Genomic DNA, 24,590 nt, shown 5'->3' with positions numbered 1-24,590 from the left:
AATTCTAGCTCAGAACAGGCAGGAGAGGCGAGCGCGGGCCCGGGCTATCCCGCACCGATTGGCGGGCTTGCTCCATGGCGCAGACGGCAGCCGGCAAAAAGAATGAGTCAGTCGAATCGCTTAGGCGGATCTGCTGGGAGATCGAATCAACTCGGCCCGAGACGAAAAATTTCACAAAAATCATCGGCATTTAGGAAAAATCCTGAAGAAACAGCATCAAGCTTGCCTTAACGAATTACGCTTTGTTAACTCTTCGGGCGTAATTTGTGACTGAAGTTTTAAGGCATGGACCGCGAGCCGGATCGTCGCTGACGGTATCGATTCGTCCTGCGGACACAGCATGGATTATGGGGCCGGGGACCAGAAAATGCGCGTTCTCCTGATTGAAGACGACAATGCCACCGCCAAGAGCATCGAACTGATGCTCAAGTCGGAGAACTTCAACATCTACCTGACCGATCTCGGCGAAGAAGGGATCGATCTGGGCAAGCTGTACGATTACGACATCATTCTGCTCGACCTGAACCTCCCGGACATGTCCGGCTACGAGGTGCTGCGGTCGCTGCGCGTGGCCAAGGTCAAGACGCCGATCCTCATCCTTTCGGGCATGGCCGGCATCGATGACAAGGTGAAGGGCCTCGGCTTCGGCGCCGACGATTACCTGACCAAGCCGTTCCACAAGGACGAACTGGTCGCCCGCATCCACGCGATCGTGCGTCGTTCCAAGGGCCACGCCCAGTCCGTCATCCAGACCGGCGATCTCGTCGTCAATCTCGACCAGAAGACGGTCGAGGTCGGCGGTCATCGCGTCCACCTGACGGGCAAGGAATACCAGATGCTCGAGCTGCTCTCGCTGCGGCGCGGGACGACGCTCACCAAGGAGATGTTCCTGAACCATCTCTATGGCGGCATGGACGAGCCGGAACTGAAGATCATCGACGTCTTCATCTGCAAGCTGCGCAAGAAGCTCGCCAATGCCTCCGAAGGCCGGAACTATATCGAGACGGTCTGGGGCCGCGGTTATGTGCTCCGCGAGCCGCTCGAAACCGACGAGCGTATCCCGGCCTGATCGACCTTACCTGCTGCCAAGAACAAAACGGCCCGCTTCGCGCGGGCCTTTTTGTTGCGTCCGGATTGCCCCGGGGAAAGGCGGGTCTATCGGGGTCGGCAATGCCGCAACCCCGCCTGTTCAGGCGGGGCCTTAGGCCGTTTTCGTGGTCTGTGGAGGTTCTGGCCGAGCCGTCAGGCGATGGCCGTGCGCGCCGCCGGATCGGCGCGGCGCATCAGCGGCACATGGAGCATCCGCTCCTTCGGATGGCTGGTGAACCGGTCGGTGACACCGAACGTGCTCTCGGCGCCACCCAGCAGCAGGAACCCGTCTGGCGCGAGGCGATCGGCGAGGCGGTCGAAGATCTTGGCGCGTGTCGGCCTGTCGAAATAGATCAGGACGTTACGGCAGAAGATCACGTCGAAAGTGCCCATGGTCTTGGGCTCTTCGAGCAGGTTGAACTTGAAGAAATTCACCCGCTTCACGACCTCGGGTGAGATCTGCCAATTGTCGCCGACCTTCTGGAAATACTGCAGGAGCATCTTGGTCGGCAGGCCACGCTGCACTTCGAACTGGTTGAAGATGCCCGATTTGGCCTTGGAGAGGATCGCTTCCGAGATGTCGGAGGCGTGGATCTCGACCGGCCGGCCAGCCAGCTGGGCCTTGAGTTCGTCCAGCACCATGACGAGCGAGTACGGCTCCTGGCCGGACGAGCAGGCCGCGCACCAGATGCGCAGCGTCTTGCCCGCAGGGCGGCGTGCCAGCAATTCGGGAATGATCACATTGCGGAAATGCTCGAACGGCGTCTTGTCCCGGAAGAAAAACGTCTCGTTCGTCGTCAGCGCATCGATCACCCGCTGGGCGAGGCGGCGATCGCCGCGCTCCGCCCGCGTCATGAGCTCGTCGATACTCGGAAGGCCCTCCTCGCGGAGCACCGGCGAGAGGCGCGCCTCCACGAAATAAGCCTTCTCGGTGGTCAGGACGATACCCGCCGCCTTGTTGATGAAATCAATGACACGAAGAATGACAGGTGCGCTCATGGGGCTTGTCCTTCGAGCAGCGCGACGGCGAGCTCGCCAATTTTTTCAGGAGGCAGAATCGAACTGGCCAGACCGGCCTCGGCAATGGACCCGGGAATTCCCCAGACGACGCTGGACGCCTCGTCCTGGACGAGAACATTCGCGCCGCGGCGCGAGAGATGGAGAGCCCCCTCGGTTCCGTCCCGCCCCATCCCCGTCAGGGCGATGGCGAGGGCCTCGTTTCCATAGGCCTCGGCGGCGCTTGAAAAGAGCAGATCGATCGAAGGGCGCCACGGACCGCGGGCCTCGGAGGGGAGCATGGCAATGACATGCTGGCCATCCGCCTTCCGGCGCACGACGGTATGGCAGCCGCCCGGCGCGAGATAGATCGTGCCCGGCTGCAGCGACTTTCCTTCGACCGCCTCGACGGCCGGAAGTCCGGCATGCTGCTTGAGATGCGATGCGAAAATCGAGCCGAAAATCGGCGGCATATGCTGGGCGATCACCACGGGAACCCGCGCGATCAAGTTCTTCATCCGCCCGAGCGTGAGCACGAGAGCCTGCGGTCCGCCGGTCGACGCCCCGATCACCACCATCTTCGGCCGTACACGCTCCAGTGGCCGGACCTGCGGCCCCGCTGAACGATCGGCAGGGGCGGCAGCGCTGGCAGGAACCGGTTGCCGGAAGGGCGCAACCGGGGAAGCGGCAGATGGGATGCGCTGGATCGGGCTGGTCGCCGGGAAAGGCGAACGGGCGACCGGCGGCGCCACTGGCGGTCTCGCCGGAACGGCAGGAGATGCCGCCCGGGTGATCGCGCGGACACCGCCCACGGCGAGCACCTTGGCGACCAGCGCCTGCCGGAAATCAGCCGAGGTGGAGACCTCGCGATGATTGGATGGCTTCGGCAGGTAATCGGTCGCGCCGCGCATCAGCGACCGCATGGTCAGTTCGGCCCCGTGAACCGAAAGCGACGACACGACGATCACGCGGGATTGCGGAGATTTCGCCAGGATCAGCGGCAGCGCGGTGATCCCGTCCATGTCAGGCATGTCGAGATCGAGCAGGATGATGCGCGGCGCAACGCCCGGCAGCGCGTCGATGATCTCGCGGCCCGACTTGAATGCGCCGACAACCTCGATTCCGCTGGTTTCCGAAAGCCACTTGGACAGCAGGCCACGGACAACCACCGAATCATCGACAACGGCCACCCGCACCGGCTGGACCATCTGTCTCGGAAACGGGGCGTGGGGCAGGGCCGCCATTCACAAACTCCGGGGCTCGGAAGCCCGTTGGGGTGGCAGGCCCGGAAAGGCCCGTCAGGAAAACTCAGACGAGGCCGACTTCACCGAATTTCGAGCACAGGATTTCCTTGTCGAACGGCTTCATCACATATTCGTCCGCGCCCGAATCCATGGCCTTGGCAATATGGCTGATATCGTTCTCGGTGGTGCAGAACACCACTTTCGGCCGGTCACCGCCGGCCATCTGGCGCAGCTTCAGCAGGAATTCGTAGCCGTCCATGTTCGGCATGTTCCAGTCGAGCAGGATCGCATCCGGCATCTTGGATGCCACGCGATCCATGGCCTGCTTGCCATCCTCGGCTTCGGTGATCTCGAAATCGAGACCCTCGAGAATCCTCCGGGCGACTTTGCGAATGACGCTGGAATCGTCGACAACGAGGCAGGTTTTCATGGTCATCGTCCTTATCAGGCCGCCTGAAGGCTCATGGTCTCGAGAAGCGCATGGAGATCGATCTCGATCATCAGCTCTCGTTCAAGCTTGTGGACCCGGCGCGTGAACCGCGCCCAGTTGGTTCCCATATTCGCGGGCATCGGCTCGCTGGAATCGCCGGAAAGCGAAAGCACATCGCCAATCTCGTCCACGACAAGGCCAAAGACCTCACCCAGCCACTCGACGCCGACAGCCATCGGTTCCTGCTCGCTCTGCCGTTCGGTCCGGCGGGAATTCAGGAGATAGCCAAGATCAAGGATCGTGACGATGTGGCCGCGCAGGTTGACGAGGCCGGCCACGGCGCGGTCCGCCTTGGGCACGGGTGTCATGGCCGTGATCGAGAAGACATCGCGCACCGAGGTGATCGGCAGGCCAATAAGCTGGCCTTCGATCCGGACCGAGACCAGCTGGATCTCGTCCACGATGCTCATGTCGCGACGCATGCGTTGTTCGGCGCTCATGCCGCAGCTCCCCATTGCGTGGTCGAATAACCGCCGAGCACGTCACCGACCGAGCTCATCAGGCCCTGGCGGTCAAACTTGCCGACGAGATCATAGAGGCCGGCCACCTTGCCCTTCTCGATCAGGCGCGGGCCGGCGCGGCTGACGAGGCCGATGACCGGCGGGGACGTACCGTCCTCGGCCAGTTCGCGGACGAAGGAGAAACCCTCGTCGCCCGGCTGGTCGAGATCCATCACGATAACCGAAGGCTTCTGGCGGGCGATGGCGACACGAGCAGCCTGCAGCGAAGGCAGGACGGCGATCCGGTAGCCGGCATTCTGGAGCAATGGCGCGAACAGGGCGCGGAAGAACTCCGAGCTCTCGATGACCATGACATCAACCTGCTCGTCGGAAGCGGGCTTTTCCTGCCCTTCCGGCGCCACCAGGTCGGAGACATCCACGATCTCGACGGCCTTGCCGTCAATGATCGTCGCGCCGACAGTGCCCGGCGTGGCATGGCTGGTATCGATCTGGATCGACACCTCGACCACATCGACGATCTCGTCCACCGCCATGCCGATTTCGCGATCCTGCTGATGGAACACCAGCACCGGCTGGCGGGCTTCGAGATCAAAGCCTGTCTGCGGCTGGTAGCCGAGGATCGGCATCAGGCGGCCCTGATACTGGACAACGGCGCGGCCACCGGTATCCTCGATCTTCGCATGCTCGAATTCCTCGAGGCGACCGATAAAGGCGAGCGGGATGGCCTTGAGATTGGCGCCCCCGGCCCGGAAGAGCAGGAGCAGCGAACGTTCGGCGCTGGCCATGAGTTCCGCAGCGAGTTCGGCTTCGGACTGGGCGGCCGTCTCGCGGGTCCCGTTCTCCATGACGGAGCGGGCAACGCCAGCCGGTTCGAGGATCAGGATGACAGAGCCATCCCCCAGGATCGTCGCGCCGGAATAGACCGACATATGCCGGAGCTTCGAGGAGATCGGCTTCACGACGATTTCCTCGGTATGCAGGATCGAGTCGACAATGATGCCGAAGCGATGACCCCCGACATGGCAGACAACCACCAGCCGGTCATCCGCCTGGTTGCCCGTTGCCAGCGAACCACCCTGCCGCGGCAGGTTGAGCACATCGGCGACATCGACCACCGGCAGCAGGCGCTGGCGAAGGCGCAAAGTGGCCTGCCCGTTGAGCGTTTCGATCCGGACCTCACCAGATTCCTGGGTGCGGACAAGCTCCGCCACGGAAATCTGCGGGATGGCAAAGCGCTGGCCGGCAGCCTCGACAATCAGAGCCGAGGCAATGGCCAGCGTGAGCGGCAGCTTGATCGTGACGGTGAGACCGCGCCCCGCCCGCGAACGGAGATCGACGATCCCGCCCACCTGCTCGACATGGCTGCGCACCACATCGAGGCCGACGCCTCGACCGGAAATGTTGGTGACTGCGGCGGCGGTCGAGAAACCCGGCTCCATCACGAAGCGCAGGATCTGCTCGTCGCTCATCCGGGCGATATCCGCCTCGGTGCTGAGACCGTTGCGCAGGGCCTTCGCCTTGACCCGCTCCACATCGATACCGCGGCCATCATCCGAGACCTCGACAATGATGTAGCCGCTCTCCTGCGCCGCGCGCAGATGGATGGTGCCATGCGCCGGTTTCCCGGCGGCGACACGCTCGTCCGGCATTTCGAGGCCATGATCGGCCGCGTTCCGCACCATGTGCAGCAGCGGGTCCTTGATCATCTCGAGAAGCTGGCGGTCGATTTCGGTTTCGGCGCCGCTCTGGATCAGCTCGATCTTCTTGCCGAGTTCCTCGGAGAGATCGCGGACGACGCGGCTGAGCTTGGTCCATGCGCTGCCGATCGGCTGCATACGCGTCTGCATCACGCCGTCCTGCAACTCGGCAGTGATATGCGAAAGCCGCTGCAACGGGCTCTTGAAATCGGCATCGTCACGCTGGCGCGCGATCTCCAGCAACTGGTTGCGGGTCAGCACCAGTTCGGAAACCATCGTCATCAGGCGATCGAGCGTTCCCACCGCAACCCGGACAGATTGCTTGGACACGGAATTCTCGTTGCTGGCCTGGGTCTCGGACACCTCCGGCTCGGCCTTGGCCTCGACCTTCGGCGCGGCCTTCTTTTCCTTGCGCGGTGCTTCCTTCGGGGCCTCGGCAACCGGAGCGGGCGGCGGAGGCGGCGCGACCGGCGCAGGCTCGGCGAAGGGCGGCATTTCCGGGCCAGGCGCATCGCGGAAGGCGCGCTCCAGCTCGTCGAGCGTCACCTCGTCCTCGCGGAGCGAGCGTTCGAGAATCTGGAAGGACAGGTTGCCCTTTGATTCGATTGTTGCTGCCGGCGGCGAAGCAGCGGCGATGGCCGGCGCGCCGGCGGGCTCGTTGGCCAGTGCACGCAGGGCCTGGACAAGATCCTCGTCATCGCCTTCGGGCTCGGAACCGCTGCGCTCGAGTTCGGCGATGATTCCCTTGATCCGGTCGATCGTCTTCAGGATCATCGTTACCGCCGGAGCAGTCACGGGCTTGCCGTCACGGAAGCCGGAAATCACGTCCTCGCCGGCATGGGCCAGATGTTCGAGACGCGGTAGACCCAGGAAGCCGCAGGTACCCTTGATCGTGTGGACCAGCCGGAAGATCAGCGCCAGCGTGGCGGAGTTGTTGGGATCCCGCTCGAAGCGCACCAGCTCGGCATCGACGATGTCGAGATGCTCGGAGGTTTCAACCACGAAGTCTTTGAGGAGATCGTCCATGCCGCTTGACCTGACTTGTTATGCGCCACCCGGGCGCCCTCAATCAGGACAAACTTACCGCCAGAAGGGTTTATGATTAGTTGTTACAAACCGCCCGGACGAGAGATCAGGCAAATTTCCTTAGACATTCGCCGGTTTGGCGACGATCCGGACCGCCTGATCGTCGAGCGTGATGGAAACGCTCATGGTGGAGGCGCGGGCGATCTCGCCGGTATAGAACACCTGGAAGCCATGGGCATCGACCTGCCCGCTCTCGCTCTTCCCGTCCAGCAGGTCGAGAACATGCGGTCCGAGGCGCGGCTTGGGCCCCTTCGCCAGCACGAGAAACTCGGGCGCTTCGGCATCGCCCTCCATCGTGACGTCGATAGTCCCGCCCAGCGGCACGGAGGCCAGCGCGATCACAACGAGGTTCATCAGCAGTTTCACACGGTTCTTCTCGACGAAAAGCCGGGGCGTGTTCCAGTTCAGCGCCACTTTCTCGTCCTGCATGAACTGGCTGGTCAATTGCTGGGCGTAGCCGAGATCGACGGCCGAACCGGCGGATCCGGCCGCGCCGAAAGCAATCCGGGCAAATTGCAGCCGCGCCGAGGCCTGCCGCGCGCTCTTGCGGATCAGCTCGAGTGCGAGGGCCTCGGTTTCCGGGCTGTCATCCTCGTCGAGCAGTTCGAGCCCGTTGACGATGGCCCCGACAGGGCCGACTGCATCATGGCAGACCCGGCTGCACAGCAGGGCGGCCAGATCGAGTGCACCCAGATCGATCCGCTTGAGCTCTTCCGACATCAGGACCCCCCGTCGCCGTGACGATGTCGTCACGTTGTCATGTTCCGGCTGCGGTGATACATCTCGTCGTGACTCTCGCCAACCCCGGCGGGGTCCTCGCCCACGAAAAAGCCGCTTTGAGCCCAGGGATGGGGCCGGGTCGGATGCCAATTTCTCCCCATGACCGTGATCGGATCGGCCGCGAGATGGCGCGCATCGCAAGGATGGGCGGCGAATCACTGCTGTGCTATCGAAGTCCTGATTGCGCGCGCAGCCTCAAGCCGGACGGTTCGCCTGTCAGTGCCGCGGATATTGCATCGGAACAGGTGATCGTGGCTGCCCTGCGCGAATGCTTCCCGCAATGGCCCGTGATCAGCGAGGAAGGCGAGGTCGACGTTCCACCCGACTCGTCGACCTTCTTCCTCGTCGACCCGCTCGACGGCACCCGCGCCTTCCTGGCCGGACGGCCGGATTTCTGCGTCCTGATTGCCCTGATCGAGCGGGGCATCCCTGTCGCCGGCGCGATCCATCAGCCCGTGGGCGAAGGCACCTGGTGGTCCGGCATCCATGCCTTTCGCGGCGACCCGTCCCATGATGCGGAAATGCTGGTGCCTGATCCGGGCCAACGATCGGGCGGTGTCATCGCCATCGTCTCGGCCGAACATGCCGGCGAGGCCAGCCGGCTCCTCTGTGGCCGGATGGACATTGCTGAAATCCGGTCGGAAAACTCGGCCTTGAAGTTCGTTCGCCTCGCCGAGGGCGAGGCCGATCTTTACCCGCGCATCGGGCGGACAATGCAATGGGATGTCGCGGCCGGCGATGCGCTCCTGCGTTGCCTGGGCGGCGGCGTGCGAGGCCTGGACGGGCAGGCGCTCGCCTATGGCCGGAGCCAGCTGGGTTGGGCCAATCCCGATTTCGTGGCCTACCGGCGGCTCCCGGCCTGAAGGCATTTCCGGAATTCAGGGAACCATGTCGCGCCGCACCAGCGGCCAGTTGCGCTCGGCAAGGTCGAGCCGGGCCGGATCACGCAGGAAAATGGCGCGGGAATTGCCGTCACGGAACAGGAATAGCCGATTCTCCGCGATGACGAAGGTCTGCGGATTGCCCGCAACGGCGAAACCCGCCGCGATACCGAGCGGATCATGGCCGCCGAATGCCGGTATGTAGGGCCGGGGATCGGCCTCGAAGGCCGCCTGGTTGGCCGGCGAGATGAAATGCCACACGCGCCCGGCATGGACAGTCTGCAGCTGGGACCGGCCAGGAACCGCGCGCTCTTCGAGGAAATAGGCGACCGGATCGAAGCCGAACAGGGCGGCGCCGGAATTCGGATCGGCGATGATCTCGTCGGAAAGACCGATCGCCTGGCCCAGCGCGGACGTGGCCGGCAAGGCCAGCGCAAGCCCGAGCAGGACGACGCGGCGGGTGGCAGAAGCGGTCACGGCGCTGCATTCTTGGCTGCGCCGATCTGCCGCCATGAGAACGCCTTTTTGTCCGCTGAACCTTTTGTTCATAACGAATCGCTTACCATTTCCACCTGATTTTGCGGCACCGGCTGTTCAATCCATCGAGGTTTCCATGACCGATCGCTTCTTCCGGAAGACCCGTCCCCGCGACACGCTGGCCGGGTTTGCCCGGTTCGGCTGGAAGGCCCGGACCGCCCTTCTGCTGCTCCTGACCTCGCTGTTCATAACTCAACTTTCTTTCCGAGCCGTTGCACAGGAAACCCGGTCCGGGCGCAGCAACACATTCCGGTCGCAGGAGCTGATCTCCTCGGGGCACCAGTTCTTCGGCTCGGTCTCGCGCGGGCTGGCGCTGACCATCGAGGAGGCCACGCGCCGCTGGGGCGAGCCGAACGGCTACATCCTCGGCCAGGAAGCGGGCGGCGCCTTCATCGGCGGCCTGCGTTACGGCGAGGGCGTGCTCTATACCCGCAATGCCGGAGACCGGAAGGTCTTCTGGCAGGGCCCCTCCATCGGCTGGGATTTCGGCGGCGACGGCAACCGGACCATGATGCTCGTCTACCGCCTGCCGCGGGTCGATGCGCTCTACCAGCGCTTCGCCGGCGTCGACGGCTCGGCCTATTTCATCGGCGGCTTCGGGATGACGGCCGTCACGGCCAACAACATCGTGATCGTTCCGATCCGGTCCGGCGTCGGTGCCCGGCTCGGGATCAATGTCGGGTATCTCAAGTTCACCAGCCAGTCGACCTGGAACCCGTTCTGAATCCGGCCTCACGCCGAGTTGACGGCCGCTCCTTTGACCTGAAGGCATTTTCATGCCAACGGGTTAGCGGAAAGGTACGGGTTGGCCATGATCGAGCTGGTGCTCGTCTTCATCCTTGGCATGGCAATGGCGGGCGTGATCTGGCTGATCATGCTTCCCGCCTTCTGGCGCCGCGCGACCCGCCTGACGCGCGATCGGCTCGAGCGCAACCTGCCGATGTCGGTCAACGAGATTGCCGCCTTCCGTGATCGGACACGCGCCGAGAGCGCGGTCGAGATTGCCCGGCTTGGCATGCAGCTCCAGAAGGCGCAGGCCTCCGTGGCGGCGGCCCGTGCCGAAACCGGCGAACGGATCCAGGCCCAGGCCCGGCTTTCCGAGGAGATCGAGACCGAGAGGCGCCGGATCCTGGCGCTGGAAGCGGAGATCGGGTCACTGCGCGTCGAGATCCAGACCCGCGACCTCCGCATCGCCGATCTGGAATCCGAGCGCGACCATGACCGCGCAGCCATTGACGGGCTCGAGCGGCAGGTCACGGCCCAGATTGCCCAGCAGGAGGCCGCAACAGAGCTGGCGGAGAACCGGCGCATTGCGCTCGACGAGGCACGTGTTCTTGCGGAGCGGGCCCGCGAGGCCTTGGCTGCGGAGACCCAGCGCAGCAGCCAGCTGCGCAACGACCTTCAGGCGAAGACGGCGGAACTGCGCGATCTGGAGCGCAAGGTCGCCGGCATCGAGAACGGCGCGCTGCTCCAGCGGATCCGCGGCGGCGAGGAAACCTACCAGTCCGCGATCCCGCTGGTCCGGCAGAAGCAGGTCGGTTGAGCCACGGGCGGGGTTGCAAGCCCCGCCAAGTTGCGCATGATCTGCCGAAATCCCTTTTGATCATCCTTTTCCGGAGTGTTCCATGAGCCTGCCCCCCGCCAATCCGCTGGACTGCCTGGCCGATATCGAACGGCGGGTGCTCTGGCTGGCCTCCTGGACCATCCACAACGCCAACCACCTGCGGGCTTCCGGGGAAGTGAAGGTCGGCGGCCATCAGGCCTCCTCGGCCTCGATGGCGACGATCATGACGGCGCTCTATCTTTCAGCCTTGCGCCCGGAAGACCGCGTGGCGGTGAAACCCCATGCCTCGCCGATCTTCCACGCGATCCAGTACCTCGCCGGCAACCAGACCCGGGCGAAGCTGGAGAATTTCCGCGGCTACAAGGGCGCGCAGAGCTATCCCTCGCGGACGAAAGACATTGACGATGTCGATTTCTCCACCGGCTCGGTGGGCCTCGGTGTGGCTCAGACACTCTTTTCCAGCCTCGTGCAGGATTACGTGAAGGCCCATGGCTGGATGAAGGACAGCCCGGAAGGCCGCATGGTCGCGCTGGTCGGCGATGCCGAGATGGACGAGGGCAACATCTACGAGGCGCTGATCGAGGGCTGGAAGCACGGCCTGAGGAACACGTGGTGGGTGGTCGACTACAACCGCCAGAGCCTTGATGCCGTGGTCCGCGAGGGCCTCTGGGAGAAGTTCGAGCGGATGTTCGAGAGCTTCGGCTGGGACGTGGTCATCGTGAAACATGGCAAGCTGCAGGAAGCCGCCTTCGCGGAACCCGGTGGCGAAGTGCTGCGGAACTGGATCAATACCTGCCCGAACCAGCTCTATTCCGCGCTCACTTTCCAGGGTGGAGCTGCATGGCGGAAGCGCCTCAATGACGAGATCGGCGATCAGGGCCCCGTGACCCGGCTGATCGAGCGCCGCTCCGACGCGGAACTCGCCTCGCTGATGGGCAATCTCGGCGGGCATGACATGCCCTCGCTGCTGGAGGCCTTTGAAAAGGCCTCTCGGCATGACCGGCCGACGCTCTTCATCTGCTACACGATCAAGGGCTTTGGCCTGCCCCTGGCTGGCCACAAGGATAACCATGCCGGCCTGATGACGGAGGCCCAGATGGAGGGTTTCCGCAAGGCCGCCGGCATCCGCCCCGGCCATGAATGGGACAAGTGGGAAGGGGCCCGCCTGCCCGCCGAGACGCTGCAGGATTTCGTGAACCGGGCACCGTTCTTCTCGAAAGGCACCCGCCGCCGCGAATCGCCGGCCATTCCCGTTCCGGCCCGCCTGCCGGCGCCGGCTGCCGGAGGCAAGCCGGTCTCGACCCAGATGGGCTTCGGCCAGATCCTCAACGAGATTGCCCGCGAGGACAGCCCGCTTGCCAGCCGGATCGTGACGACGGCGCCGGATGTGACCGTCTCGACGAATCTCGGGCCATGGGTGAACCGGCGCGGGCTCTTTGCCCGCGAGAGCATGGCCGACACGTTCAAGGCCGAGCGGATCCCCTCCACCTATACGTGGGAATTCTCGCCGCGCGGCCAGCATCTCGAACTCGGCATCGCCGAATCCAACCTCTTCATCGCCCTTTCGGCCTTCGGGCTCAGCCATGCCATCAATGGCGAGCGCCTGCTCCCCATCGGCACGGTCTATGATCCTTTTATCCTTCGGGCGGCCGACCAGTTGAACTATGCCTGCTACCAGGATGCGCGCTTCCTCCTGGTGGCGACGCCCTCGGGTGTGACGCTGGCGCCGGAAGGCGGCGCCCATCAATCCATCGCGACGCCGCTGGTGGGCATGGCGCAGGACGGGCTCTGCGCCTTCGAGCCTGCCTTTGTCGACGAACTCGCGGTGATGATGCGCTTCGCCTTCGACTACATGCAGCGCGATGGCGAGGCCGAGCCCGACAGCCGCACCTGGCTGCGCGATGCCACCGGCGGTTCGGTCTATCTGCGCCTGTCGACCCGCCCGCTGGAGCAGCCCCTGCGCGAGATGACGCCAGAACTCGAGCGCGACATCGTCGATGGCGGCTACTGGATGCGGCGGCCGGGCCCGAATGCGCAGATCGTCGTCGCCTATACCGGCACACTGGCACCGGAGGCCATCGAGGCCGTCGGCCTGATGGGCGAGGACCGGCGTGATGTCGGCCTGCTTGCGATCACCTCGGCCGACCGGCTCAATGCTGGCTGGACCGCCGCGCAGCGCGCGCGGGAGAACGGGCTGGTCCATGCCCAGAGCCATGTCGAGCGCCTGCTGGAAAACGTGCCGCCGCACTGCGCGCTGATCACCGTGGTCGATGGCCATCCGGCCACGCTTGGCTGGCTGGGTTCCGTCCAGGGCCATCGCTGCCGCGCGCTCGGCGTCGAACATTTCGGCCAGACCGGCACCATCGCCGATCTCTACCGGCATTATGGTATCGATGCCCGCGGCATCCTGAAGGCTGCCGAGGGAATGACGCGCGGCAAGCCGATCCGCCATTTCCGGATTGCGTGACCGGCCGGTCAGCCGGAGGCCGTCAATGGAAATCCCGTGATTTCGGGATGACCCGCACATCGCGCGGGTGGCGGCCCCGCGGTGGCGCATGAGGCCCGCGCGGCACCTGCGGCCGAAGAAACTCGTCCGCCCGCGCCACGTCGATATCGGCCCGGTGGATCGTCGAGAGCTGGTCCAGCAGGGCTGAACGGTCGATGATCCGGCTGGCCATCAAATGGACCACGCCTTCCGGACTGCGCTGGATGCGCCCCTCGACCTGCATAAGCCGCGCGGCCATCACTTCGCGGCGGAACTGCTCGAAAAGTCGCGCCCAGAGCACGAGATTGGTGATACCGGTCTCGTCCTCGATCGTCACGAAGATCGCATTGCCCTTGCCCGGCCGCTGCCGCACCAGCACCAGCCCGGCATTGCGGACGAACCGCGCATCCGGCGCGGCATTGGCCGCCCGGCATGTCAGGACCCGCTCGACTGCCAGGACGGGGCGGAGAATCGCCATTGGATGCGCCTTCAGCGAAAGCCGGATCGTCTGGTAATCCGCAGCAACCTGCTCACCGAGCGCCATTGCGGGCAGCGTGACTACCGGCTCGGGCGCGAGTTCCGGCGCATCGGCGGCAAGGAAGAGCGGCAGCGGCGCATCATCCGGCAGGCGGCGGATCGCCCAGAGGGCCGCACGGCGATCCAGCCCGAGGGAACCGAACGCATCGGCATCCGCCAGCAGGCGCAGCGAGCGCGCCTGCAGCCGGACGCGTCGGGCAATATCCTCGATCGTCGGGTAGCCCATGCCGCGCGCCGCGACGAGCCGGCCGGCCTCGGCTTCCTGCAACCCGTCGACCTGCCGGAAGCCGAGCCGCAGCACGAGGGCGCCCTGCGCATCGCGTTCCAGCGTATTGTCCCAGAAGCTGTGATTGATATCGACCGGGCGGATCTCCACCCCGTGCTCGCGGGCATCGCGGACGATCTGCGCCGGCGCATAGAAGCCCATCGGCTGGGAATTCAGCAAGGCCGCCGCAAAGATCGCGGGATGGTGGCATTTCAGCCAGGAGGAAATGTAGACCAGCTTGGCGAAGGAAGCGGCATGGCTCTCCGGGAAGCCGTAGCTGCCGAACCCCTTGATCTGCTCGAAGCAATTCTGCGCGAAAGCCCGGTCATAGCCGCGCGCCACCATGCGCTCGACCATCTTGGCCTCGAAAAGGTGGATCGTCCCGACATTGCGGAAGGTCGCCATGGCCCGGCGGAGCTGGTTGGCTTCCACATCGGAGAATTTCGCCGCCACCATCGCGAGTTGCATCGCCTGCTCCTGGAAGAGCGGCACGCCCATGGTCTTGCCGAGCACCTGGTGAAGTTCGTCTGCCGGGCCATGTTCCGGGGCGGGCGAGGGAAAGCTTACCTGTTCCAGCCCCGAGCGACGGCGCAGGTAGGGATGGACCATGTTGCCCTGGATCGGCCCCGGCCGGACAATCGCCACCTGGATGACGAGATCGTAGAAGACCTTCGGCTTCAGCCGCGGCAGCATGTTGATCTGCGCCCGGCTTTCCACCTGGAAGACGCCGATCGAATCCCCCCGGGTCAGCATGGCATAGGTGGCGGCGTCGTCCTGCGGGATATCGGCCAACCCCCAGTCGATCCCCTCATGGGTGCGGAGCTCGTCCAGCGCCTTGCGGATGCAGGTCAGCATGCCGAGCGCCAGAACATCGACCTTCATCAGCCCAAGGGCGTCGATATCGTCCTTGTCCCATTCGATGAAGGTCCGGTCCTCCATCGCCGCATTGCCCACCGGCACCAGCTCGTCGAGCCGGTCCCGCGCCAGCACGAAGCCGCCGACATGCTGCGAGAGATGGCGCGGATAACCCAGAAGGCGCAGCGCGAGCCGCACAGCGCGATCGATCATCGGATTGTCGGGGTCGAGCCCGGCCTGGAGGATATGCTGGCGGCGGATATCCGTGCCCCAGCTGCCCCATTGCGTCGAGGCCAGCCGCGCGGTCACGTCCTCCGTCAGGCCGAGGGCCTTGCCCACCTCGCGGATGGCACTGCGCGGCCGGTAGGTGATGACGGTGGCGGCAATGCCGGCACGATGGCGGCCATAGCGCTCATAGATATGTTGAATAACCTCCTCGCGCCGCTCATGCTCGAAATCGACATCGATATCCGGCGGCTCGCGGCGTTCCTCCGAAATGAAGCGTGCGAAAAGGAGGTTATGCTCCTTGGGATCGACCGCCGTGATGCCCAAAACGTAGCAGACGGCGGAATTCGCCGCCGAGCCCCGCCCCTGGCAGAGAATGCCCTTGTCCCGCGCTACGCGGACAATGTCGTGGATCGTCAGGAAATAGCGGGCGTATTCGAGTTTGGCGATCAGCGTGAGTTCGGCCCGCAGCTGGGCCTCGACCTTCGGCGGAACCCCCTCGGGATAGCGGATCGCCGCATGCCGCCAGGTCAGTTCCTCCAGCCAGCCCTGCGCGTCCTTGCCGGGAGGGACCGGCTCGTCCGGATATTCATAGGTCAGCTGGTCAAGCGAAAAGTCGATCCGGGCGAGAAGAGCCTGCGTTTCCGTCAGCGCCTCCGGGCAATCAGCAAAAAGCCGCGCCATTTCCTGCGGCGCCTTGAGATGGCGCTCGGCATTGACCTCCAGCCGCCGCCCCGCGCGCTCGATCGTCACGCCTTCACGGATGCAGCTCATCACATCCTGCAGGTCGCGGTCCGCCGGCGTGGCATAGAGCACGTCATTGGTGGCCAGGAGCGGCACACCGGCCTTGGCGGCCATGGCCTTCAGCCGGGCGAGCCGGCGGCGGTCATCGCCCCGGCGATGCTGGCTGGCCCCGAGCCAGACCGCCCCCGGGGCAGCGGCAGCCAGGGCCTCGAGCGCGCCCGATGCAGGCTCCGTTCGGGCCGGTGGCATCAGAACCAGCAGGAGATCACGCGGATCGGCGAGCAGGTCAGCGAGCAGGAGATGGCATTCGCCCTTCTCCGAGCGCCGCTTGCCGAGGGTCAGCAGCCGGCAGAGCCGCCCCCAGCCGGCACGGTTTTCCGGATAGGCGAGGAGATCCGGCGTGCCATCGGCAAAGACCAGCCGCGCCCCCACCACCAGCCGGAAGGTTGCAGCCCGCGCCACAAGATCCTCCGGCGAGTCCTCCGGGTTTATACGCGGCAGGAACACATAATCCCCCGGCGAGGAACCATCCCGCAGCTTGAGCGGCGAAAGCGCGCCCGCCTCCTTCAGGTCACGCAGGGCGGCGTGGGCGCGCACCACGCCGGCCACGGTGTTGCGATCGGCGACGCCCAGGCCCGAATGGCCGAGCCGCAGCGCCTGCATCAGCAGCTCCGCCGCCGGGGAAGCCCCGCGCAGGAACGAGAAATTCGTCGCCGCCGCGAGTTCGGCATAGGCCGCTGCGCTCCTCATGCGAAAAGCCCGTGCAGGAACCAGCGCGGCGGCTGCCCGGAATGGCCGTAAAATCCCTGCCGGAACACCCAGAAGCGCCGCCCCTCGGCATCCTCGATCCGGTAGTAATCGCGGGCGAGCGTGCCCGCCTCGACCCGCCACCATTCCGGCGCGATTCGCTCCGGCCCCTCGGCACGGGCGACTTCATGCAGCACCCGGCGCCAGCGGAACCGCAAGGGCGGGCCATCCGGCACCTCGGCCAGGGCCTCGATCGCCTGGGGCGGATCGAACAGCCGGATCGGCCGGCGCGGCCCCTCCCCCGGCTCCGGCTCAGGCCAGAGCAAAGTCACAGCCCCCCGCTGCGCAGGGACAAACCGCGCCGCGCGTACCGGATCATGCGTATCCTCGGCCTCGGCGCGCAGCACACGCGCGGCACCGAACCGGGTGCTGAGCCGGTCGATCAGGTCCTCCAGCGCCAGATCCTCGAGGCGATGGCCGTCGAAATCCGGCTGGACCTGCCCGAAAGCCTCGCTGGCCAGCACCGCCAGCCGGACGGAATCGAACCCGAATCCGGGATCGATCGGATCGGCCAGCGTCTCGATCCTCAGGGCGAAGAGCCGTTCGATCACCTCTGGATCGCGGCAGGCATGCCCGGTTTCCACCACAAGGCGGCGCACCTGCCCGTCACTGCGGAACAGGCTGAGCTCGAACCGGCGGCCACCCTCGCCTCGCGCCTCGAGCATCTGCACGAGATCGCCGGCCAGCCGCCTGACGAGGGCAAGAACCGCGTCGAATGCCAGCAGGGGCTCCGGAAAATGTCGCTCGGCCAGACATTCCGGCAGGTGTCGCAGCGGCGTGATCCGGGCATTGTCCTGCCCGAGCACACGCCGCAGCTTCGTAACAAGCCCCGCCCCGAACCGGGCCGCCAGCACACCGGGCGGGCAGGCCTCGAGCGCGGCGAGATCCTTCAGCCCGGCCCGGTTGAGCGCCAGCAGGACCTCCTCTCCGGCCTCCAGCGCGGCTACCGGCAGGGCCCGCGTTTCCGCCGCCACGGCGGAAAGGCAATCTGCACCGCCGAACCGCGCCAGCGCCCGGGCAGCATCCGGCGTGGGCGCCAACGCGAGGACGGGCGCATGGCCGCGCTGGCGGAACCGGTGGCGGATCCGGCGCATCAGCCCGGCTTCCCCGCCGAAGAGATGCGCGCATCCCGTAATATCCAGCATCAGCCCGTGGGGCGGATCAAGCGCCACCATCGGCGTGAACATCTCGCTCTCCGCGGCAAGGACGGAGAGGGCCGCCACATCGCGGGCCGGATCAGCCGGATAGACGGGCAATCCGGGCAGGCGCGCCCGTGCATCGGCGAGAGTCATGCCCGGATGCAGACCGAGGGCGAGGCCGCGTGCATCCACCGAGGCAAGCCGCATCGCACCGCGCTGCATCTCGACAAGGACAAGCGGCGGGCTATCCGGCCCGGCGGAGGCCGGAATCCGCCCGCTCGCCCGCAGGATTTCGGTCGGCAGGAAGGGCAGGAACAGCGCGAGATAGCGTTGCCCCGCCGGATTGCGGGCGGTCATGCAGGTGGTTTTGGGCGGCAGCCCCGGCATGCCGGGATTCGAAGACGGCTCGGTCACGGTTCCACTCCACGCACCATTCACGAAGATCGAGCCCCTGGCGATGCTTCAGCAGCCGGAGGCGGAAACAGGGCGGCCCCGGCGCCCGGGCCTCCAGCGCGCGGGAAAGACCCGGGCGCACCTGCCAGCGTGTTGTTGCGGCGCTGGGCGTGGCAGGGGCGGCCGCGCGCATCATCAGGATCGGCAGGGCCGCCTCCTGCGCAGCCAGGGCCAGCCGGCGGCTGCTTGTCAGGTCGAAGGCACGATGATCGCCCCAGAATTCGAGCAGTACCGCCCCGAGAGCCGGACAACGCGCGGCTTCCACGCCGGCCTGCAGCAAGCTGGCCACATCGCGCGCCCGCACGAGGACGAGGCGGGAAGGATCAAGCCCGAGTTCCGGCAGGCCCGCCGGATGCAGCGCGCCGGTCTCCCCATCGAGAAAATCCTGCCGCACCAGCACGATCGGCCGCGCATCTGCCGCCCGACGGGCAAGGGCGAGCATCAGGCCGCCCGCTGCCGCGGCATCCGCGCCTTCGATCGCATGGAATTCATGCAGGGCCCCGCGGGCGAGGCCACCCTGCAGCGCTTCATCCAGCGCTGGCAGGCCGAAGGAAACCCGGGCCGGATGTCGAGCTCCAGCCGCCGGCATGGCCCGGTCGGAAAGCAGCGCCCGGGCCAGCCGGACGCGTCGAAATGCGAGATCTGCCGAAGGATCGGCCATCGGGGCAGGCATGATTCTGTTCCTGTTATGTTCTAATATAAGAACAGGGAACGGGACGGAGTCAAGCGCCTGGGACACCTTGTATGAAGGAGCAGACAGATCCTGTCCGGCAGGGAAACAGCTACAGGCCGGCAGCCTCGGCCTTGTCGCCGACCATGCCGAGCTTCTCGGCCACCATCCGCACGAGATCGCCGCGCACGGCCTCGATATGGTCCCGCAGGAAATCGCAGGCCTCGGCGAAAGCACCCTCCCGGCAGAGCGTGCGCAGATGGGCGTGGTCGGATTCAGCGCGGCGCATGGCAGGCAGGGTCGCCAGTTGCAGCCGGGTATAGCGCTCGCTCACCTGCAGCAGCCCGGCCACGATCCCCTCGGTCCGCGGCAATTCGGCACGGGCATAGAGCGCGAGATGGAAGCGCGCGTTGAGCACGCCGAACTGGCTCGTGTCCCGCGCGGCGATCGCGGCCGAGAAGGCGGCATGCACCTCGTCTACCCGCTCGAAATCCTTCGCGGCCAAACGCGGCCCGGATTGCGCGAGCAACCGCGGCTCGAGCATCAGCCGGAGATCGAACACATCATTGATCTCCTCCAGCGACAGCCCGGAAACCACGGCCCCCTTGTGCGGGATGATGCGCACCAGCCCCTCGGCCTCCAGCTGGAACAGCGCCTCGCGCACGGGAATGCGGCTGACCCCGTATTGCTCGGCCAGGAAATCCTGCCGCAGCTGCGTGCCGGCCTCATGGGTGCCGTCGAGGATGGATTGCCGCAACTGCTCGACGATGGCCGAGGACAGGGTGCGATGCTTGAGGGAGCTGGCCATGAACGCATTCTCGAAAAGGGAACTGCCCGGAAGCAGGTGCGTCCTTCCATGCCACCAATCGGCCCCGTGGAAAAGCGTGCAGCACCCGATCCCCTCCCGTAGCGGTGATCCGGCCTTGAATCCCGGTTCGGGTTTGCTAGGTTCCCGCTGGTGTTTCTTGCAGTCCTGCCTTCTTCCGGGAGTCCCTGAGATGATCCGTTCCTGGCTTCGCGCCTCGCTCGTCTGCGCCCTCGCCCTCGCCGCCCCGCTCGCGGCCCGGGCCCAGCAGGAACTGAAGATCTTCAACTGGTCCGATTACGTCGATCCGGCCGTGCTTGACGCCTTCACCAAGGAAACCGGGATCAAGGTTGTCTATGACACCTTCGACCAGATGGAAGCGGTGGAAACCAAGCTCATGGCGGGCAAGACCGGCTATGACCTCGTGGTCGTCACAGCTTCGTTCCTGCCCCGGCACATTCCGCTGAAGCTTTACACTGAGCTGGACCGGTCGAAATTGCAGAACCTCCAGCATATGTGGCCGGAAATCACGAACCGCCTCGCCAAATACGATGCTGGCAACAAATATGCCGTCAACTACATGTGGGGCACCACCGCGATCGGCTACAACACGAAGAAGATCAAGGAACGCCTCGGCGCCGATGCGGTGATTGACAGCTGGTCGATCGTCTTCGATCCGGAAAAGCTCAAGAAGCTTGCCTCCTGCGGCGTCCATGTGCTCGACGCAACCGAGGAAATGTTCCCGGCGGCCTTGCGCTATCTCGGCCTCGATCCGGATTCGAAGAAGGAAGCTGACCTGCGCAAGGCCGCTGACCTGCTCGCGAAGATCAAGCCGAGCATCCGCAAGTTCCATTCCTCGGAATACATCAATGCCCTGGCGAATGGCGATATCTGCCTCGCCGTCGGCTATTCGGGCGACATCCTCCAGGCCCGCAAGCGGGCCAAGGAAGCCAAGAATGGCGTCGAGGTGGCCTATGCCATTCCGAAGGAAGGCGCGCTGATGTGGTTCGACAGCTTCGTCATCCCCAATGATGCCGGCAACAAGGACGCCGCCTACAAGTTCATCGACTTCGTGAACCGACCGGAAATCGCCGCGAAGAACTCGAACTTCATCCAGTATGCGTCCGGAAACCTCGCCGCACAGAAGCATCTCGATGCCGAGATCCTGAACGATCCTGGCATCTACCCGCCGGCTGCTGTCCTCTCGCGCCTCTACACCATCACGCCCTATGACGAGAAGACGCAGAAGACCGTCAACCGGCTCTGGACCCGTGTGAAGACCGGCCGCTGAGCGGCGGACATGGCGCGAAAATCGCTTGGGAACATCCGGCGCTCATTCGCGCCCTGGGCGGATCCGGCCGCAATCCCGCAGGTGCGGTTCGAAAGCGTCACCAAGCGCTTCGACGACATCGCGGCCGTGAGCGACCTCACGCTCAGCCTCTATCCGGGTGAATTCCACGCCCTGCTCGGCCCGTCCGGCTGCGGCAAGACCACGCTGATGCGCATGCTCGCGGGGTTCGAGACCCCGGATTCCGGGCGTATCCTCCTGGACGGGCAGGATCTTGCCGGCATTCCGCCCCACCTCCGGCCGACGAACATGATGTTCCAGTCCTATGCGCTCTTCCCGCATATGAGCGTCTTCGACAATATCGCCTTCGGCCTCCGGCAGGGGAACCTCAAACGGGAGGCGATTGCCGCGCGCGTAGCGGAAATGCTCGCGCTGGTGAAGCTCGAGGGCTTCGCCGGCCGCCGGCCTGACCAGCTTTCCGGTGGGCAGAAGCAGCGCGTCGCCCTCGCGCGGGCGCTGGCGCGACAGCCGAAGGTGCTGCTGCTCGACGAGCCCCTCGGAGCGCTCGACAAGAAACTGCGCGAGGAGACGCAATACGAGTTGATGGACCTGCAGGCCGAACTGGGCCTCACCTTCCTGATGGTCACCCATGACCAGGACGAGGCGATGGCCATGGCAGACCGGATCTCGGTCATGGAGCGCGGCCGCATCGCCCAGGTCGGCGCACCGGAAGAGATCTACGAGATGCCGGCCAATCGCTACGTGGCCGAATTCGTTGGCGATATCAACGTTTTCGAAGGCGTGGTCGATGAAGTCAAAGGCGAGATCATCTCGCTCGACGGACGGCACGGGCCGATTATCCTGGATGATCCGGACCCGTCACTCGCGATCGGACAGACAGTCAGTGTTGCAATTCGGCCCGAGAAAATCAGCATCACGCTCGAGGAGCCAGCCCAGCCGACGAACAAGATGACGGGCGAGATCTGGGATATCGGCTATCTCGGCGATTTCACCATGGTCCAGGTCAAGCTGGACGGCGAGGCCGGGCAATTGGTCAGGGTTGCCCTGCCAAACCGGTCCCGGCGCGCCGAGCGCCCCATCGCCTGGGAAGACCGGGTCTGGCTCTCCTGGGATGTCGAGGCCGGCATCCTGCTGCGCGGCTAGGCCGATGGAGACCGGCACCTCCCTCCCGGGACGGGGCTGGCCGGCACCGCGCTGGCTCGTCGTCGGACTGCCCTATGCCTGGCTGCTGGCCTTCTTCCTGCTGCCCTTCCTGATTGTCCTGCGGATCGCGCTGTCGGACACGGCACGCGCCCTGCCGCCCTATGCCCCGCACTGGACCGGCTGGGCCGAGGTCTGGGGCTTCCTGCAAGCGCTTGATCTCGAAAGCTTCGCCACACTGATCGCCGACACTCTGTATCTCGATGCCTATCTCTCCTCGCTGCGGCTCGCGGCCACCGCCACGCTGGTTGCCCTGCTGATCGCCTTCCCTCTCGCTTATTCCATGGCCTCGGCACCGCGGCGCTGGCAGCCGGCCCTGCTGATCCTCGTCATCCTGCCCTTCTGGACCTCCTTCCTGATCCGCGTCTATGCGTGGATGGCGATCCTGCGGCCGGAAGGCGTACTCGACGCCCTGCTCCGGGGCCTCGGCATAATCGACGAGCCGCTGGGGCTGATGAATACCGAGACGGCGGTGCTGATCGGGATGGTCTATTCCTACCTGCCCTTCATGGTCCTGCCGATCTATACCAGCCTCGAACGGCTGGACCGAAGCCTGCTGGAAGCGGCGGCCGATCTCGGCGCCACGCCGTTCCGGCGCTTCATTTCGATCGTCATCCCGCTTGCCCGGCCCGGCATCTATGCCGGATGTTTCCTCGTCTTCATCCCGGCGATCGGGGAATTCGTGATCCCCGACCTGCTCGGCGGCCCGGAAACGCTGATGATCGGCAAGGTCCTCTGGACGGAATTCTTCTCGAACCGCGACTGGCCCCTCGCCTCGGCCGTCGCGATCCTGCTCCTGCTGATCCTCGCCGTACCGCTCTTCGCGTACCAGCATTTCGCACGGAAGGAGGCGCCATGAACCGCCTCCGCGCCCCGCATCTCCTCGCCCTCGTCTTCGGCATCGCCTTCCTCTATCTGCCGATCCTCGTGCTGGTGCTCTATTCCTTCAACGCCTCGCGGCTGGTGACGGTCTGGGGCGGGTTCTCCACCCGCTGGTATGCCGCCCTGCTGCAGAACCAGGCCCTGCTTGATGCGGCCTGGCTCTCGCTGAAAGTAGCGCTCGTCTCGGCCAGCCTGGCGACCATCCTCGGCCTGCTTTCCGCCCTCGCCCTTGCCCGGTTCGGGCGCTTTGCCGGCCGCACGCTCTTTGCCGGCATGATCGCGGCCCCCCTTGTCATGCCGGAGGTGATCACCGGCCTGGCCCTTCTCCTGCTTTTCGTCGGGCTGGATGCAGAGCGTGGCTTCTGGACCGTGACCATCGCCCATGTCACGCTCACCGCCTGCTTCGCCACCATCGTCATCCAGGCCCGGCTCGTCATGCTCGACCGCAGCCTTGAGGAAGCCGCGCAGGATCTCGGCGCGACGCCCCTCCGCGTGTTCCTCGCCATCACCCTGCCGATGATCGCACCGGCCATTCTGGCAGGTTGGCTGCTGGCCTTCACGCTCTCGCTTGATGATCTCGTCCTCGCCTCCTTTACCTCTGGGCCGGGCTCGACAACGCTGCCGATGCGGATCTATTCCTCGGTCCGGCTGGGCGTCACGCCCGAGATCAACGCCGCCTCGACCCTGATCATCGCCCTTGTTGCCACCGTGGTGGTGCTTGCCTCGCTGCTGATCAAGCGCGATGCTCTCTCCCGCACGTGACCCCTCGACCGTGAGCACTGCCGGATGCCACTCCTGACCCCCCTTGTCTTCTGGCTGCTCGCCGCCCTCACGTTGAAGCATTTCCTGGCCGATTTCGTCCTGCAGAACCGCTGGATGGCATCGGGCAAGGAGGCCCCGGCGGGCTGGGGCCTGCCTCTGGCCTGCCATGCCGGCCTGCATGGCCTTGGCACGGCCCTGATCGCGCTTGCCTTCGTTCCGGAGGGCTGGTGGCTGGGCCTGGCGGATTTCATCATCCATGCCGCGATTGACCGGGCGAAGGCGCTGGTCGGCCGGCACTTCCGCCTCGAGCCGGAGGCTCCTGCCTATTGGTGGCTCTTTGGCTTCGACCAGTTTCTCCACCAGGTGACGAACCTGCTGCTCGGCGCGACGATGATCTGGCTTCTCGTCAACTGAGTGCCGTCGGCGGCAACTGCTGGCCTCCTGCCGGTTGGTTCGTAAAGAAGACCAGCAAAGAGAGCAGCATTCTGTTGGCTTCAAGCGCGCGAAAACGAACGCCGCTGGATGTTCACAGACGCAAAATCGTTGATTTATTGCGATTTTTCAGACGTGTGTGGACGCCCCCTTGGATGCAAGCAGAATCTTGGGCACGGTCGGGCATGTGATCAG

The 24,590-nt window shown here is 65.3% G+C and carries 21 protein-coding genes; 10 read left to right on the top strand and 11 right to left on the bottom strand.

Annotated elements, in window-relative coordinates; genetic code table 11:
• Positions 1–367: 367 nt before the first annotated feature.
• Entirely contained in the window at positions 368–1,069 is a 702-nt protein-coding gene (gene ctrA / locus P0652_RS03825) for a response regulator transcription factor CtrA (protein ID WP_284177445.1), read from the top strand.
• A 173-nt stretch (positions 1,070–1,242) separates the two neighbouring features.
• Here ctrA and P0652_RS03820 read toward each other — a convergent pair whose 3' ends face one another.
• The 6 genes from P0652_RS03820 to chpT form a co-directional block, all read right to left on the bottom strand.
• Positions 1,243–2,088, bottom strand: a complete 846-nt coding sequence (locus P0652_RS03820; protein ID WP_284177444.1) for a CheR family methyltransferase — start codon at positions 2,086–2,088, stop codon at positions 1,243–1,245.
• The gene (gene cheB, locus P0652_RS03815) at positions 2,085–3,329 is read right to left on the bottom strand and encodes a chemotaxis-specific protein-glutamate methyltransferase CheB (protein WP_284177443.1); all 1,245 of its coding nucleotides are present in this window, start codon (positions 3,327–3,329) and stop codon (positions 2,085–2,087) included. The genes P0652_RS03820 and cheB overlap by 4 nt, the downstream gene beginning before the upstream one ends.
• 64 nt (positions 3,330–3,393) lie before the next feature.
• Complete coding sequence (locus P0652_RS03810) at positions 3,394–3,759, bottom strand: response regulator (protein WP_284177442.1); 366 nt, start codon at positions 3,757–3,759, stop codon at positions 3,394–3,396.
• Positions 3,760–3,773: 14 nt separating this feature from the next.
• Positions 3,774–4,259 carry a chemotaxis protein CheW gene (locus P0652_RS03805; RefSeq protein WP_284177441.1) on the bottom strand — a complete coding sequence of 162 codons (486 nt, stop codon included), beginning with the start codon at positions 4,257–4,259 and terminating at the stop codon, positions 3,774–3,776.
• The gene (locus P0652_RS03800; RefSeq protein WP_284177440.1) at positions 4,256–7,003 is read right to left on the bottom strand and encodes a hybrid sensor histidine kinase/response regulator; all 2,748 of its coding nucleotides are present in this window, start codon (positions 7,001–7,003) and stop codon (positions 4,256–4,258) included. Before P0652_RS03800 ends, P0652_RS03805 begins: the two co-directional genes overlap by 4 nt.
• 120 nt (positions 7,004–7,123) lie before the next feature.
• Positions 7,124–7,783, bottom strand: coding sequence for a histidine phosphotransferase ChpT (chpT, locus tag P0652_RS03795; protein WP_284177439.1), 660 nt, complete (start codon positions 7,781–7,783; stop codon positions 7,124–7,126).
• Between the two features lie 143 nt (positions 7,784–7,926).
• On the opposite strand from chpT, the gene P0652_RS03790 reads away from it, so the two are divergent.
• Positions 7,927–8,706 carry a 3'(2'),5'-bisphosphate nucleotidase CysQ family protein gene (locus P0652_RS03790; protein ID WP_284177438.1) on the top strand — a complete coding sequence of 260 codons (780 nt, stop codon included), beginning with the start codon at positions 7,927–7,929 and terminating at the stop codon, positions 8,704–8,706.
• A gap of 15 nt (positions 8,707–8,721) precedes the next feature.
• On the opposite strand, the gene P0652_RS03785 is transcribed toward P0652_RS03790, so the two are convergent.
• Positions 8,722–9,201 carry a YHS domain-containing (seleno)protein gene (locus P0652_RS03785; RefSeq protein ID WP_284177437.1) on the bottom strand — a complete coding sequence of 160 codons (480 nt, stop codon included), beginning with the start codon at positions 9,199–9,201 and terminating at the stop codon, positions 8,722–8,724.
• Between the two features lie 136 nt (positions 9,202–9,337).
• Between P0652_RS03785 and P0652_RS03780 the strand changes: the two genes are divergently transcribed.
• From P0652_RS03780 to P0652_RS03770, 3 genes are all read left to right on the top strand, one after another.
• Positions 9,338–9,985, top strand: a complete 648-nt coding sequence (locus P0652_RS03780) for a DUF1134 domain-containing protein (RefSeq protein ID WP_284177436.1) — start codon at positions 9,338–9,340, stop codon at positions 9,983–9,985.
• An 87-nt stretch (positions 9,986–10,072) separates the two neighbouring features.
• On the top strand, positions 10,073–10,804 hold the full coding sequence (locus P0652_RS03775) for a hypothetical protein (RefSeq protein ID WP_284177435.1): 732 nt from the start codon (positions 10,073–10,075) through the stop codon (positions 10,802–10,804).
• 82 nt (positions 10,805–10,886) lie between these two features.
• On the top strand, positions 10,887–13,292 hold the full coding sequence (locus P0652_RS03770) for a thiamine pyrophosphate-binding protein (RefSeq protein WP_284177434.1): 2,406 nt from the start codon (positions 10,887–10,889) through the stop codon (positions 13,290–13,292).
• A gap of 22 nt (positions 13,293–13,314) precedes the next feature.
• On the opposite strand, the gene P0652_RS03765 is transcribed toward P0652_RS03770, so the two are convergent.
• The 4 genes from P0652_RS03765 to P0652_RS03750 all read right to left on the bottom strand — a co-directional run bounded on the left by P0652_RS03765 (position 13,315) and on the right by P0652_RS03750 (position 19,813).
• Positions 13,315–16,686 carry an error-prone DNA polymerase gene (locus P0652_RS03765; RefSeq protein WP_284177433.1) on the bottom strand — a complete coding sequence of 1,124 codons (3,372 nt, stop codon included), beginning with the start codon at positions 16,684–16,686 and terminating at the stop codon, positions 13,315–13,317.
• The gene (locus P0652_RS03760; RefSeq protein WP_284177432.1) at positions 16,683–18,239 is read right to left on the bottom strand and encodes a Y-family DNA polymerase; all 1,557 of its coding nucleotides are present in this window, start codon (positions 18,237–18,239) and stop codon (positions 16,683–16,685) included. The genes P0652_RS03765 and P0652_RS03760 overlap by 4 nt, the downstream gene beginning before the upstream one ends.
• Complete coding sequence (locus P0652_RS03755) at positions 18,127–19,008, bottom strand: ImuA family protein (protein WP_284177431.1); 882 nt, start codon at positions 19,006–19,008, stop codon at positions 18,127–18,129. The genes P0652_RS03760 and P0652_RS03755 overlap by 113 nt, the downstream gene beginning before the upstream one ends.
• A gap of 109 nt (positions 19,009–19,117) precedes the next feature.
• Entirely contained in the window at positions 19,118–19,813 is a 696-nt protein-coding gene (locus tag P0652_RS03750; RefSeq protein WP_284177430.1) for a GntR family transcriptional regulator, read from the bottom strand.
• 190 nt (positions 19,814–20,003) lie between these two features.
• On the opposite strand from P0652_RS03750, the gene P0652_RS03745 reads away from it, so the two are divergent.
• From P0652_RS03745 to P0652_RS03725, 5 genes are read left to right on the top strand one after another with little or no spacing between them, the layout of a single operon-like run.
• The gene (locus tag P0652_RS03745; RefSeq protein WP_284177429.1) at positions 20,004–21,101 is read left to right on the top strand and encodes a polyamine ABC transporter substrate-binding protein; all 1,098 of its coding nucleotides are present in this window, start codon (positions 20,004–20,006) and stop codon (positions 21,099–21,101) included.
• Positions 21,102–21,110: 9 nt separating this feature from the next.
• On the top strand, positions 21,111–22,262 hold the full coding sequence (locus P0652_RS03740; protein ID WP_284177428.1) for an ABC transporter ATP-binding protein: 1,152 nt from the start codon (positions 21,111–21,113) through the stop codon (positions 22,260–22,262).
• Positions 22,263–22,266: 4 nt separating this feature from the next.
• Positions 22,267–23,178 (top strand): ABC transporter permease subunit, encoded by a 912-nt coding sequence (locus tag P0652_RS03735; RefSeq protein WP_284177427.1) that lies wholly within the window; start codon positions 22,267–22,269, stop codon positions 23,176–23,178.
• Positions 23,175–23,963 carry an ABC transporter permease subunit gene (locus P0652_RS03730; RefSeq protein ID WP_284177426.1) on the top strand — a complete coding sequence of 263 codons (789 nt, stop codon included), beginning with the start codon at positions 23,175–23,177 and terminating at the stop codon, positions 23,961–23,963. The genes P0652_RS03735 and P0652_RS03730 overlap by 4 nt, the downstream gene beginning before the upstream one ends.
• A 24-nt stretch (positions 23,964–23,987) precedes the next feature.
• Positions 23,988–24,377, top strand: a complete 390-nt coding sequence (locus P0652_RS03725; RefSeq protein WP_284177425.1) for a DUF3307 domain-containing protein — start codon at positions 23,988–23,990, stop codon at positions 24,375–24,377.
• Positions 24,378–24,590 lie beyond the last annotated feature (213 nt).

The organism is Rhabdaerophilum sp. SD176, from assembly GCF_030143245.1.
Taxonomy (GTDB): domain Bacteria; phylum Pseudomonadota; class Alphaproteobacteria; order Rhizobiales; family Beijerinckiaceae; genus Rhabdaerophilum.
Note: the sequence above shows the minus strand (reverse complement) of the source record. Positions and strands in the feature narration are given on the sequence as shown.

Bases quoted from the DNA above. Each gene is read 5' to 3' on its own strand.
- P0652_RS03765 (WP_284177433.1), bottom strand. From the start codon at position 16,686: ATGAGGAGCGCAGCGGCCTATGCCGAACTCGCGGCGGCGACGAATTTC.
- P0652_RS03800 (WP_284177440.1), bottom strand. From the start codon at position 7,003: ATGGACGATCTCCTCAAAGACTTCGTGGTTGAAACCTCCGAGCATCTC.
- P0652_RS03735 (WP_284177427.1), top strand. From the start codon at position 22,267: ATGGAGACCGGCACCTCCCTCCCGGGACGGGGCTGGCCGGCACCGCGC.
- P0652_RS03780 (WP_284177436.1), top strand. From the start codon at position 9,338: ATGACCGATCGCTTCTTCCGGAAGACCCGTCCCCGCGACACGCTGGCC.
- P0652_RS03770 (WP_284177434.1), top strand. From the start codon at position 10,887: ATGAGCCTGCCCCCCGCCAATCCGCTGGACTGCCTGGCCGATATCGAA.
- P0652_RS03790 (WP_284177438.1), top strand. From the start codon at position 7,927: ATGCCAATTTCTCCCCATGACCGTGATCGGATCGGCCGCGAGATGGCG.
- P0652_RS03805 (WP_284177441.1), bottom strand. From the start codon at position 4,259: ATGAGCGCCGAACAACGCATGCGTCGCGACATGAGCATCGTGGACGAG.
- chpT (WP_284177439.1), bottom strand. From the start codon at position 7,783: ATGTCGGAAGAGCTCAAGCGGATCGATCTGGGTGCACTCGATCTGGCC.
- P0652_RS03810 (WP_284177442.1), bottom strand. From the start codon at position 3,759: ATGAAAACCTGCCTCGTTGTCGACGATTCCAGCGTCATTCGCAAAGTC.
- P0652_RS03760 (WP_284177432.1), bottom strand. From the start codon at position 18,239: ATGACCGCCCGCAATCCGGCGGGGCAACGCTATCTCGCGCTGTTCCTG.
- P0652_RS03740 (WP_284177428.1), top strand. From the start codon at position 21,111: ATGGCGCGAAAATCGCTTGGGAACATCCGGCGCTCATTCGCGCCCTGG.
- P0652_RS03745 (WP_284177429.1), top strand. From the start codon at position 20,004: ATGATCCGTTCCTGGCTTCGCGCCTCGCTCGTCTGCGCCCTCGCCCTC.
- P0652_RS03775 (WP_284177435.1), top strand. From the start codon at position 10,073: ATGATCGAGCTGGTGCTCGTCTTCATCCTTGGCATGGCAATGGCGGGC.
- P0652_RS03755 (WP_284177431.1), bottom strand. From the start codon at position 19,008: ATGCCTGCCCCGATGGCCGATCCTTCGGCAGATCTCGCATTTCGACGC.
- P0652_RS03820 (WP_284177444.1), bottom strand. From the start codon at position 2,088: ATGAGCGCACCTGTCATTCTTCGTGTCATTGATTTCATCAACAAGGCG.
- P0652_RS03730 (WP_284177426.1), top strand. From the start codon at position 23,175: ATGAACCGCCTCCGCGCCCCGCATCTCCTCGCCCTCGTCTTCGGCATC.
- P0652_RS03725 (WP_284177425.1), top strand. From the start codon at position 23,988: ATGCCACTCCTGACCCCCCTTGTCTTCTGGCTGCTCGCCGCCCTCACG.
- cheB (WP_284177443.1), bottom strand. From the start codon at position 3,329: ATGGCGGCCCTGCCCCACGCCCCGTTTCCGAGACAGATGGTCCAGCCG.
- P0652_RS03750 (WP_284177430.1), bottom strand. From the start codon at position 19,813: ATGGCCAGCTCCCTCAAGCATCGCACCCTGTCCTCGGCCATCGTCGAG.
- ctrA (WP_284177445.1), top strand. From the start codon at position 368: ATGCGCGTTCTCCTGATTGAAGACGACAATGCCACCGCCAAGAGCATC.